Origin of the sequence: Sphaerospermopsis aphanizomenoides BCCUSP55 (assembly GCF_001586785.1) — a bacterium.
GTDB lineage: Bacteria > Cyanobacteriota > Cyanobacteriia > Cyanobacteriales > Nostocaceae > Sphaerospermopsis_A > Sphaerospermopsis_A aphanizomenoides_A.
On the sequence record NZ_LUFH02000040.1, the window covers coordinates 1 to 12,319 of the forward strand.

Annotated in this window: 9 protein-coding genes; 7 read left to right on the forward strand and 2 right to left on the reverse strand. The window is 35.5% G+C overall.

Going from position 1 to position 12,319, the window contains the following annotated elements; all coding sequences use genetic code 11:
* Positions 1 to 170 precede the first annotated feature (170 nt).
* The 7 genes from lgt to rlmN all read left to right on the forward strand — a co-directional run bounded on the left by lgt (position 171) and on the right by rlmN (position 9,389).
* Entirely contained in the window at positions 171 to 1,037 is an 867-nt protein-coding gene (lgt, locus tag A0J48_RS11955) for a prolipoprotein diacylglyceryl transferase (protein ID WP_200323334.1), read from the forward strand.
* A 271-nt stretch (positions 1,038 to 1,308) separates the two neighbouring features.
* On the forward strand, positions 1,309 to 2,097 hold the full coding sequence (gene cobM, locus A0J48_RS11960) for a precorrin-4 C(11)-methyltransferase (protein WP_200323336.1): 789 nt from the start codon (positions 1,309 to 1,311) through the stop codon (positions 2,095 to 2,097).
* Positions 2,097 to 2,264: a hypothetical protein gene (locus tag A0J48_RS11965; RefSeq protein WP_200323338.1), complete on the forward strand. Its 168-nt coding sequence runs from the start codon at positions 2,097 to 2,099 to the stop codon at positions 2,262 to 2,264. Before cobM ends, A0J48_RS11965 begins: the two co-directional genes overlap by 1 nt.
* Before the next feature lie 109 nt (positions 2,265 to 2,373).
* Complete coding sequence (locus A0J48_RS11970; protein WP_200323340.1) at positions 2,374 to 2,727, forward strand: phenylpyruvate tautomerase MIF-related protein; 354 nt, start codon at positions 2,374 to 2,376, stop codon at positions 2,725 to 2,727.
* A 114-nt stretch (positions 2,728 to 2,841) separates the two neighbouring features.
* Positions 2,842 to 6,756 (forward strand): ATP-binding protein, encoded by a 3,915-nt coding sequence (locus tag A0J48_RS11975; RefSeq protein ID WP_325078715.1) that lies wholly within the window; start codon positions 2,842 to 2,844, stop codon positions 6,754 to 6,756.
* A 114-nt stretch (positions 6,757 to 6,870) separates the two neighbouring features.
* Positions 6,871 to 8,268: a GAF domain-containing sensor histidine kinase gene (locus A0J48_RS27595; protein WP_325078730.1), complete on the forward strand. Its 1,398-nt coding sequence runs from the start codon at positions 6,871 to 6,873 to the stop codon at positions 8,266 to 8,268.
* 47 nt (positions 8,269 to 8,315) lie between these two features.
* Positions 8,316 to 9,389, forward strand: a complete 1,074-nt coding sequence (rlmN, locus tag A0J48_RS11980) for a dual-specificity RNA methyltransferase RlmN (RefSeq protein WP_200323342.1) — start codon at positions 8,316 to 8,318, stop codon at positions 9,387 to 9,389.
* Between the two features lie 129 nt (positions 9,390 to 9,518).
* Here the strand turns inward: rlmN and A0J48_RS11985 are convergent, their stop codons facing one another.
* Both A0J48_RS11985 and uvrC read right to left on the reverse strand, forming a co-directional pair.
* Positions 9,519 to 9,698: a replication restart DNA helicase PriA gene (locus A0J48_RS11985; protein ID WP_200323394.1), complete on the reverse strand. Its 180-nt coding sequence runs from the start codon at positions 9,696 to 9,698 to the stop codon at positions 9,519 to 9,521.
* 613 nt (positions 9,699 to 10,311) lie between these two features.
* Positions 10,312 to 12,198, reverse strand: coding sequence for an excinuclease ABC subunit UvrC (uvrC, locus tag A0J48_RS11990; protein ID WP_200323344.1), 1,887 nt, complete (start codon positions 12,196 to 12,198; stop codon positions 10,312 to 10,314).
* Positions 12,199 to 12,319 lie beyond the last annotated feature (121 nt).

Consider the following 12,319-nt stretch of genomic DNA (forward strand, 5'->3'; position numbering starts at 1 on the left):
CTCAAATTCTTTATAAATTTTGAATTTTGAATTTTGAATTTTGAATTTTGAATTTTGTCTACCCAGCTTATGATTTGTAGAGTGGTAGCATCTACTAATTGTTCAAATTAACCCATAATCAACAGCGCAAAATGCGTGGTTAGTCAATCAACTCTTTTAGGTAATTTTGCATGGCACTGGATTTTTCTGCGTTGCTCTTGGGGTTTCAGTTTACTTCTCCAGGTCCGATTATATTTGAAATTGGTCCAATAGTTATACGCTGGTATGGCTTATTAATAGCTTCAGCCGTATTGATTGGTGTTAGCCTTTCCCAATACCTGGCACAGCGTCGTCATGTTAATCCTGAGTTAATCAGCGATTTGTCAATTTGGCTGGTAATTGGCGCTATTCCCGCAGCTAGGCTATATTACGTATTATTTCAATGGTCAGAATATTCCCAACATCCAGATAGGATCATTGCTATTTGGCAAGGAGGGATTGCGATTCATGGAGCAATTATTGGTGGTGTAGTCGCAGCGTTAATTTTTGCCAAGCTCAAAAAAATGCCTTTTTGGCAATTAGCAGATTTGGTAGCTCCCTCGTTGATTTTAGGGCAAGCGATTGGACGCTGGGGAAATTTCTTCAATTCTGAAGCTTTTGGCGCACCGACAGATTTACCTTGGAAGTTATATATTCCCCCAGAACGTCGTCCTCCCAGTTTGGCAAATTTTGAATATTTCCATCCCACGTTTCTTTATGAATCTTTGTGGGATTTAATGGTGTTTGCTTTGCTGCTAACTTTATTTTTTCGCGCCTTATCTGGCAAACCACGGCTAAAGGTGGGAACATTATTTCTAGTTTACTGGGTGGCCTATAGCCTGGGTAGATTTTGGATTGAAGGCTTACGCACAGATAGTTTAATGCTCGGTCCACTGAGGATGGCACAAATAGTTAGTTTAAGCGGAATTACTTTAGGATTAGCTGGTTTAACTTGGCTTTATTTACTCAAACGCCCTTTACCTGATGTGGTTTCTTCTTCTAAAGGTGATGGAGATTAGGGTGTAGGGTATAGGGTGTAGGGTATAGGAAAAGAATAAACTGTCTTTTCCTAATGACGAATGACTAAAAATAAAAAATGCCCCAGAGTGTTCTCCAGGGCTTAACCAGGGTGCATCTACCATATCTCTCTACGAGACAAAGGGGGTGAATCCGGAAGGGTACTGAAGAAAAGTCAAAAAATTTTTTTGGGGAATTGTTGTGTAGATTTATCTTTTTTTCCTGTTCCCTATTCCCTCTCCTAACTATAAAATTTATTTTGCACGACTACTGATGAATGATGTAAATTTCATACCTTCCTTAACATCAGCCGTTTATATTGTGGGAGCAGGCCCTGGAGATCCAGAGTTATTAACTGTTAAGGCTCAGAAACTGCTATCTAAGGCTGATGTGATTTTATTTGCTGATTCTTTAATTCCAGAACAGATTTTAGATATCTGTCGTCCAGATGCGGAGATTATTCAAACAGCAAATAAGACTTTAGAAGAGATTTTACCAATGATGATTGAGGGCGTGCGATCGCAGAAGTCTGTGGTTCGTCTTCATTCTGGTGATCCCAGTCTCTACAGTGCTATCCATGAGCAAATGCAGCTTTTAGCAGAGGCAAACATTCCTTTTGAAGTTATTCCCGGTATCAGTGCCTTTCAAGCAGCCGCCGCTAAACTCAAAGTGGAGTTAACTGTCCCCGGTTTAGTACAAACTATTATACTGACTCGCATTAGTGGACGCACGGAAGTTCCTGCTAGGGAAGAATTGGCTACTTTAGCTGCACATCAGGCTAGTCTTTGCTTGTATTTAAGTGCGCGTCATGTGAGTGATGCCCAAGCTCAACTTCTAGAACATTATCCAGCACAAACCCCGGTGGCGATTTGTTTTCGCATTGGCTGGCCTGATGAAAAAATCCGGGTTGTGCCTCTTGAGGAAATAGCAATTTGTACTCACAATGAAAAATTAATACGTACTACACTTTATATAATTAGTCCTGCCCTTCTACCAGCAACAGGTCGTTCTCGTTTATACCATCCTCAACATAATCATTTGTTTCGTTCATCTCATCACTAGTGCTGAGTATGGAGTATGGAGTGCTGAGTACCAAGTACCGAGTACCGAGTACCGAGTACCGAGTACCGAGTGTTGAGTACCGAGTACCGAGTGTTGAGTACCGAGTACCGAGTGTTGAGTACCGAGTGTTGAGTACCGAGTACCGAGTATTGAGTACCGAGTGTTGAGTATTGAATTTTGAATTTTGAGTATTGAGTGCTGATATTTGGCGCAACCTCACATAGAATTGGTATTAGAAATTTTGAATTTTGAATTGTAAATTGTGAATTATTGATTATGCCACTAATTAAAGTCCAAACTTCTGTTAATGCCCCAGAAAAAGCTCCGATTGAGTCTATGCTCAAAAGTTTGTCAGCTAAGTTGGCTAAACATACAGGGAAACCAGAATCTTATGTGATGACAGCTTTTGAACCAGAAACACCCATGACCTTTGCTGGAACTACAGAACCAGTATGTTATATAGAAATCAAAAGTGTTGGCAGCATGAAGCCTGAACAAACTCAAGCCATGAGTCAGGACTTTTGTCAGGAAATTAATCAAGTTTTAGGTGTTGCTAAAAATCGGATTTATATAGAGTTTGCGGACGCTAAAGGTGCCATGTGGGGTTGGAATGGTACAACTTTTGGTTGAGATTTCATAGCAGAAGGCTGGGGGTAACAGGCAAAAGTTCTTAATTGTTAATTTTCCTACACTACACCCCACACTCTACACCCCACACCCTCTTCTCCCCTAATACCTAGCTTTATGAGCAAGAGTAACGTCTCTGCGATCGCTATTCCAGGTTATCGAATTACCGAGCTAATTCATGTTAGCACTAGAACTACTGTATATCGCGGAGAAAAAGAAAAGGGTCATACTCCAGTAGTGATCAAAATTCTCAACGCCCAGTATCCACAAGTACGCGAATTGATTTCGTTGAAAAATCAATTTACTATTACTCAACAAATAGACCATCCAAATATTATTAAAAGTTATAGTATAGAAAAATATGGTAATAGTTATGCCTTAATTTTAGAAGATATTGGCGGCATATCTCTGAGTCAATATGCTAATTCCCAACCTTTAGAATTAAACCTATTTTTCAATATTGCAATTGCAATTACTCAAGCTTTAGAATATCTATACGACAATAAAATTATTCATAAAGATATTAAAACCAAAAATATCATTATCAATAGAGAAACTCAAAAAATCAAGTTGATAGATTTTAGTATTTCTTGTCTTTTACCCAAAGAAGTTGCCCAAATAAAACACCCGAATGTATTAGAAGGGACACTGGCTTATATGTCACCAGAACAAACGGGGAGAACGAATCGGGGTATTGATTACCGTACTGATTTTTACTCCCTGGGTGTCACTTTTTATGAATTACTCACAGGACAATTACCTTTTATTAGTAAAAATCCTTTAGAATTAGTACATTGTCATCTTGCCAAAACACCTAATAATACGAGGGAAATTAATCCCCACATTCCCCAAACTGTGGCGGATCTGATTATTAAGTTAATGGCAAAAACTCCAGAGGAAAGATATCAAACAGCTAGAGGCATCAGATATGACTTAGAAAGATGTCAACAAATGTTATTAAGTCAGGTAAAAATTAATAAGTTTGAATTAGGAAAGGGAGATAGAGCCGATATTTTCCTAATTTCTGAAAAAATTTATGGTAGAGAACAAGAAATTACCTTGTTATTAAATGCCTTTGAAAGAGTCAGCAAAGGAAATCGAGAATTTATGTTAGTTGCTGGATTTTCTGGAATAGGAAAAACTGCTGTTATTAACGAAGTTCATAAACCTATTGTGCGCCAAAAAGGTTATTTTGTATCTGGGAAATATGATCAATTTCAACGCAATATTCCTTTTTCGGGTTTTTTGAAAGCGTTACATAGTTTATTAAAACAAATTTTAACGGAAAGTATAGACCAGTTACAAGAATGGAAAGATAAAATTGTATCAGCCTTGGGAGAGCAAGGACAAGTCATCGTTGATGTGATTCCCGAATTAGAAAATATTATTGGAGAGCAACCTCAAGTTTCGGAACTTACAGGTAGTGCTTCTCAAAATCGGTTTAATTTACTTTTTAGCCAATTTATTCAGGTATTTGCTACTAAAGAACATCCGTTAGTAATATTTTTAGATGATTTACAATGGGCGGATGCTGCTTCTTTGAAGTTAATACAATTATTAATTAGTGAAACTGATACTCAATATCTGTTATTAATAGGTGCATATCGAGATAATGAGGTCTATCCTGGACATCCTTTAATGATGACCTTAGAAAATATTCTCAAATCCAATACTATAGTCAATCAAATCAATCTGCAACCTCTCAATAAATCTCACCTCAATCTTTTGGTAGCAGATACCTTATATTGTCCAGAATCTCAAGCCATTTCTTTAACAGAATTACTTTTAACCAAAACTCAAGGTAATCCATTTTTTACTAATCAATTATTGAAGTCTCTGCATGAAGATGGATTGATTAATTTTGATTTAAGTCTTGGTTATTGGCGTTGTGATATTCGCGCTACAAAGGCTTTATATCAAAATAGTGATGTAGTGCAGTTTATAACAGCGCAATTACAAAAATTACCATCTAACACTCAGAATATTTTAAAAATAGCTGCTTGTATTGGTAATCAATTTGATTTACTTACCTTGTCTACAGTCTGTGAAAAAACTCAGTTAGCAACAGCGGCTGATTTGTGGAATGCTCTGCAAAGAGGGCTAATTTTACCAAAAGATGAAAGTTACAAATTTTTTACAGATAGTCTTGATTTATCCACTTTTAATTTAGAACTTACTAATTCGCAAAATCTGAGAGTTAAGTACAAATTTCTTCATGACCAAGTTCAACAAGCAGCTTATTTTTTGATTCCAGACAATGAAAAACAAGCAATGCACTTGAAGATTGGTCAATTAATTTTCCGCAATACTCATGCTAGTGCAGTAGAAGAAAAAGTATTTGACATAGTTAATCAATTAAATATTGGTATTGACTTAATTACTAATGACTCGGAAAAATATCAACTAGCTCAACTTAATTTAATTGCAGGTCATAAAGCCAAATTAGCTACAGCTTATGAAGCGGCTGTGAGATATTTAAAAGTGGGTTTAGAAATTTTGCCAGATGATAGTTGGCAACATCAGTATGATTTGACATTAAAGCTTTATGTAGAAGCAGTAGAAGCAGAATATTTAAACATTAACTTTAAGGAAGCAGAAAGGTGTATAGAAATAGTTAAACAAAATGCAACTAATCTCCTGGATAAAGTCCAGGTTTATGAAGTGCAAATTCAGATGTATATGGCTCAACTACAAATGCAACTAGCAATTGATACTGGGCTACAATTATTAGATATGTTGGGAGTAAAGCTGGATGAATCAGTACCAGCAGACTTAAATGTTGAAGATTTAATTAATTTACCCATTCTCACTCATCCTGATAAACTAGCAGCTATTCGTATATTAATTAGTATGAGTGCAGCATCTTATTTTGTTAATCCGGAATTGTTGTTACCAATTATTTTTACGATGATTAATTTATCTATTAATTATGGTAATTCTGCTCTTGCTGCTTATGTATATGTTGTCTATGGTTTAATACTGTGTGGTGTTTTCTCAGATATTGACACTGGATATCGCTATGGAAAACTAGCTTTGAAATTAATAGATAAATTTGCTGCTAAAGATATCAAATTTAAGGTTTTATTTTTTTGGTATTCAACTATTAGATGTTGGAAAAAAAATCTGCGAGAGTCAATTATTCCCCTACAAGAAAATGTGCGTTATGGATTAGAAGTTGGAGATTTAGAATATGTGGGATACTGTGCTACTAATCATTACTTCAATCTCATATTTTCTGGTGAAAACTTAGCAGATGTATTTCAATGTATTGAAAAATATAGTATTTTAATGCACCGATTGAAGCAACAGTGGAGTATTGATAATCAAAAATTTTGGAAACAGATGATATTTAATTTGTTGGAAGTCACTCCATACAAATGCAAATTATATGGTGATTTTGTTAATGATGAATTATTTCTTAGCTTTGTTAATACCAAAAACTATAATTCTATATTTGCATTCCATCTAGCACAAACTATTTTATATTATTTCTTTAAAAATACAAAAAATGCCCTGCATAGTGCTAATCAAGGTAAAGCATATATAGCATCAGTCACAGGACAAATTCTCGTTAGTCAACATAATTTCTACTATTCTCTGGCTCTTGTAGCTGAATATCCCCATTTACTAGATGAAAATGAGAAATTAGAATACATGGAACAAATTTCTCTTAACCAGGAACAGATGGGAAATTGGGCTAGTCATGCCCCAATGAATTATCAACACAAGTATGACTTAATAGAGGCAGAAAAATCTAGATTATTAGGTAATAATTGGCAAGCGATGGAACTGTATGACAGAGCAATTGCTGGTTCTAAGGAAAATAAATATATCCAAGAAGAGGCTTTAGCTAATGAATTAGCTGCTGAATTTTATTTGAGCTATGGTAGAGAAAAAATTGCTCAAACCTATTTAATGGATGCTTATTATTGTTATGTCAATTGGGGTGCTAAAGCAAAAGTTGCAGATTTAGAAAAATCCTATCCTCAGTTACTTGTACCTGTTCTCCAACAAAAAGTAGTTGAAAGTTAAGCCCCTGCTTTAATTAGTAAAATTATCTCTGATTCTAGTAATGTTGGTGTATCAGCTATATTAGATTTAGAAACTGTTACAAAAGCATCTTTAGCTATATCTTCAGAAATTCACATAGATAAATTACTATATATTTTGTTGCAAGTAATGGTAGAAAATATAGGAGCTAAAAAAGCAGCGTTAATTCTGCAACAAGATGGTAAATTAATTATTGTAGCTCAATGTATAGATAGTCTAGATAAGCAAGAAACAGGTCTGCAATCGACTCTAATTAGTGAGAGTGAAGACGTACCTTTAAGCGTAATAAATTATGTTTTTAATACAGGAGAAAATCTATTAATTAACGACGCTAATATTGATAAAACTTTTGGTATTGACCCTTATGTGATCAAATATCAACCTAAATCTATATTATGTAATCCTATTCTTAATCAAGGTCAACTTATAGGGATGATTTATTTGGAAAATAATTTAACAACAGGGGTTTTTACTCCTGAAAGATTGAAAATATTAAATCTCTTATCTTCCCAAGCTGCTATTTCTTTAGAAAATGCCCAACTCTATGCCAAGCTAGAAGAAAAGGTGGCTCAAAGAACCCAGGAATTAAATGATCAAAATCAGTATTTAGAAAATACACTGCGAAAATTAAAACTAACGCAATCACAACTGATTCAAACGGAAAAAATGTCTAGTTTAGGACAAATGGTTGCAGGTATAGCCCATGAAATTAATAATCCTGTTAGTTTTATCTATGCTAATGTTGATCATGCTAGTAGCTACATTCAAGCTTTGATTAATTTAATTAATATTTATCAACAAGAATATCCAAATCCAACATCAAGAATTAAGAAAAATATAGCTGATATAGATTTGGATTTTATCATAGCAGACTTACCAAAAATTTTGAATTCAATGGCTGTAGGTTCAGACCGAATTCGGAAAATTGTGCTGGGTTTACGTAATTTTTCCCGTCTGGATGAATCAGAAATGAAATCGGTAGATATTCATGAGGGTATTGAAAGTACATTAATGCTTTTACAACCTCGGTTTAGAGAAAAGTTAGGTTATTCACCAAATATCGTCATTAAAGATTATGGAGAATTGCCTTTAGTGAATTGCTATGTATCTCAAATTAATCAGGTGTTTATGAATATTATTAGTAATGCTATAGATGCTTTACATCAGTGTCAACAAAATTTGTGTGCAACAGAGAGAGAAATTTATTGTAGTCAAATTAAAATTTCTACCACAGTTGTTAATGATGACTGGGTAAGAATTTCTATTAAAGATAATGGTATGGGGATGAATTCTGAAGTCAAACAACGTATATTTGACCCTTTTTTCACAACTAAACCAGTTGGTGAAGGTACAGGTTTAGGATTATCAATCAGTTATCAAATTGTCGTCGATAAGCATGGTGGTAAACTAGAGTGTATATCTGAACCTAAGCAGGGAACAGAATTTATTATTGAAATTCCTATTAATTTGAGTCAGAAAACCAAGACAAGTTGAAATAGTAGGTGTACCATAGAGATCCAGCATCAACTAATAATTTTTTTATGTCTGCTACTCCTTTGGTATCTCAGGTAAATTCACCAAACCCCGAAAAATCTGAACTTATTCCTCCTCTTCTCGGTGCTTCGATGGTGGAGTTAACTGCTTGGGTACAGCAGCAGGGACAACCGGGCTATAGAGGTAAGCAGTTGCATGATTGGATATATAATCAGGGTGTGCGTAATTTAGCAGATATTTCTGTATTTCCTAAAAATTGGCGAGAACAACTGACAAATGTTCCTATCGGCCGTTCTACTTTACATTATCGTTCTGTTGCACCTGATGACACGGTAAAATATCTGCTCAAATTAGCAGATGGAGAAATTATTGAAACTGTTGGTATTCCCAGCGAAAAACGGTTAACTGTTTGTGTTTCTACCCAAGTTGGTTGTCCGATGGCTTGTGATTTTTGTGCGACGGGAAAGGGAGGATATAAACGTAATCTTAGCCGTGCAGAAATTGTGGATCAGGTTTTGACTGTACAGGAAGATTTTCAGCAACGGGTTAGTAATGTGGTATTTATGGGGTTGGGTGAACCGTTGTTGAATACGGAAAATGTGATTTTAGCATTAAAAGCTTTAAATCAAGATGTGGGAATAGGACAGCGATCACTTACCGTTTCTACTGTAGGCATCCGCGATCGCATCCGTCAACTAGCACAACACCATTTGCAAATTACCCTTGCAGTCAGTCTTCATGCACCTAACCAAGCACTCAGGGAACAACTCATCCCCAGTGCTAAACCCTACCCCATTGAAGATTTACTCAATGAATGTCGAGAATATGTAGAAATTACTGGACGCAGAGTAACTTTTGAATATATACTTCTGGCTGGAGTCAACGATTTACCAGAACAGGCATTAGAACTATCAAAACGTCTGCGTGGTTTTCAAAGTCATGTGAATTTGATTCCCTACAACCCCATTCAAGAAGTAGATTACAAAAGACCAAACCGCGACAGAATACAAGCTTTTGTGAATGTTCTCCAACAACAAAATATTGCTGTTAGTGTCCGTTATTCTCGCGGTTTAGAAGCTGATGCAGCTTGTGGACAACTCAGAACAAAAATGGACAATTGACAATTACCTCTCCCTGGAAGGAAGAAGATTGAATTTTCAAATGCAAAACTTTTATCTTTTTCCCCTTAAAAAGGGCTGACTTGAAACCTTGCATGGCTCAATTGTCAATTATCAATTATCAATTATCACCTATCTTCTTGCATAAATTCCTGGTGCATAAGCTTCAATCACTTTACCAGTGCGAGTACAGCTAATCATCAAATAGTCGCAAGCTGAACATTGTGTGCGTGTAACTTGACTCTCAGCAATAAAGTGACGTTCAGCTGCACAGCCACAATTTGGACAGTGAATCTTTTGTAATACTTGCATTTTAAAACCCCTGGATTTAATAACTTCTTGGGAAAACTTTGTAAAAATCAACAATTTCATTACTAAAGTTTTTCCTCGACAGACTAACTAATGATTTTTAACGAATTTACACCGAAACATCCCACACCGAAATTCTATCTCCTCTTTTAATATGGTAAATTTACTAGGTTTTAGGATCATCCTTTAGATATATAAATTAACTTTACTTGTGTATTTATCTTAGATTCATGGTGATCCCTATGATTTAAGCTTTGAGTTTCGTCAATTCGCCTGTTGAGAAAAATAGGTCGTTTTTGTATTCAAGCGTTACCAGATGATAAAAACTGTAGCTAAAGTCACAAAAAACATTTCTTTATATTTAGTTAATATTTCTATAACGAAAGAACTGTATTGAACATTACCCAAATAATTACATTCAATCGTTATATTTGCTACATTAACAGCAGAAATAATTTAAGCAAAACTTCCAACATAAGATATTACAGTCATAGCTACCTTTGCTAATCTAGTGATTAGTAATGAGTAATGAGAAATGGGTGATTAAATTATTAATTGCCCATTATTCCTTATGATTTAAATGTAAAATAGTTAATTTTTAACAGGAAGTAAAAATTTAGGACGGATGAAAATAGTCATAAATTTCCTGTGCTAACCGTGAACCTATTCCCGGAACTTCTGCTAATTGTTGCGGTGTAGCTTGACGGATATAATCTACCGAGCGAAAATGAGCTAAAAGTAATTTTTGTCGATGTTGTCCTAAACCGGGAATTTCATCTAACCGCGACCGTGTTAACTTATCACTTCTTTGTTGACGATGAAAACTCACAGCAAACCTGTGTGCTTCATCCCTCAAGCGTCGCAATAACTGTACCCCTGGTTGTTCTGAGTTAGTTTCCAAAGGTTTCGACTCCCCCGGTAAAAATATTTCTTCCCGCTTCTTTGCTAAACTAATAACTTGCAAATCTGCTAACAAATTCATTTCTGATAAAATAGAAACCACCGCAGATAACTGACCTTTACCTCCATCAATCATAATTAAATCAGGCCAATCTGAATTTCCCAATCTTGCTAATTTCGGATTTTCAATATATTTTCTAAACCGTCTGTGAATAACTTCTGCTAAACTAGCAAAATCATCAGAATGTCCAATAGTAACATCAGGATTTTTAATTTTGTAGTGACGGTAATGTTGTTTAGCTGGTAAACCATCAATAAACACAACTTGAGAAGCTACCGCATTACTACCTTGAATATGAGAAATATCATAACCTTCAATCCGATGTGGTAAATCTGCTAAATCCAAAATGTCTGCTAAATCTTCCAAAGATTTTTGATTACTGTCACCCAATTTTTGCATTCTTTGTAATTCATATTGGGCGTTCCGTTCTACCATCTCTATTAATTCTGCTTTACTTTGACGTTGAGGAGAAATAATTGTCACTTTTCTGCCTTTACGTTCCGTCAAAACATCCGCCAAAATATCCGCGTCTGGTAACTCATGCTGGACTAAAATTTCAGTGGGAATTTCTACATTTTCCGCAGTTTGATAATGTTCCTCTAAAACTCGTTGTAAAATCGCACCAGGTTCAGCATGAGAATTAGCAACAAAAGCCAATCTTCCTACTAACTGACCTGCACGAATTTGGAATAATTGAATATAGGCGTGTTGGTCATCTGCTGCTAAAGCGATGGCATCTCGTGATACAGTATCATCAGGTAAAGATACTTTTTGTTGAGCAGTTAGAGATTTTAAACCAGTAATTTGGTCACGAACTTTAGCCGCTGTTTCAAAATTCAATTCTTCCGCCGCAGCTTCCATTTGTGCTGTTAAAATATCAATTAATTCCTGAGTTCTACCTTGAAATACCATTGCGACTTTTTGGACAATTTTGCGGTATTCTTCCACAGAAATTAATTGTTGACACACTCCAGGACAGCGACCAATATCATAATTTAAACAAGGACGGTCTTTAAATAAAGGTTGTGGTCTTTGTCTGAGAGGAAAAATCCGTTTAGATATGTGCAGAATTTCTCGTAATAAACCAGAATCTGTATAGGGACCGAAATATTTATCTTTTTTATCTTTTGCTTTCCCTAGTTGGCGTTTACGGGTAATAAAAATACGTGGATAATCTTCTGACCAAGTAATGCACAGATAAGGATATTTTTTATCATCTTTGAGTAAAACATTAAAATATGGTTGGTGCTGTTTAATTAAATTTGCTTCCAGTGCTAAAGCTTCTGCTTCAGTGTCAGTAACAATAAATTCAATTTCCGTCACCAATTTTACCATCGTGCTAATGCGTTCCGTCTTATTGGTAGAGTCACGGAAATAGGAACGCACACGGGAGCGCAACTTGCGGGATTTACCTATATATATTATGCGATCGCTCCCATCTCGCATCAAATAAACCCCCGGTTCACCGTGAATTTCCCCCAGACGGTTTTCTAGTTTTTCGGGATTTTTAACTAGTGGTAGATTTTGCTCAGATATAGTCACAGCTAAAGTTAGGTAATTCTACAAATATACCCTTCTTTATTTTAAGAAATTTTTCTGGAAAACAGCTTGACTAAATCGAGAACATTGGAAAGTTAGCAATACATAGCATTTGTAGGGATTT

Coding starts and splice junctions, on each gene's coding strand:
- lgt (WP_200323334.1), top strand. CDS start 171: ATGGCACTGGATTTTTCTGCGTTGCTCTTGGGGTTTCAGTTTACTTCT.
- cobM (WP_200323336.1), top strand. CDS start 1,309: ATGAATGATGTAAATTTCATACCTTCCTTAACATCAGCCGTTTATATT.
- A0J48_RS11970 (WP_200323340.1), top strand. CDS start 2,374: ATGCCACTAATTAAAGTCCAAACTTCTGTTAATGCCCCAGAAAAAGCT.
- A0J48_RS11975 (WP_325078715.1), top strand. CDS start 2,842: ATGAGCAAGAGTAACGTCTCTGCGATCGCTATTCCAGGTTATCGAATT.
- rlmN (WP_200323342.1), top strand. CDS start 8,316: ATGTCTGCTACTCCTTTGGTATCTCAGGTAAATTCACCAAACCCCGAA.
- A0J48_RS11985 (WP_200323394.1), bottom strand. CDS start 9,698: ATGCAAGTATTACAAAAGATTCACTGTCCAAATTGTGGCTGTGCAGCT.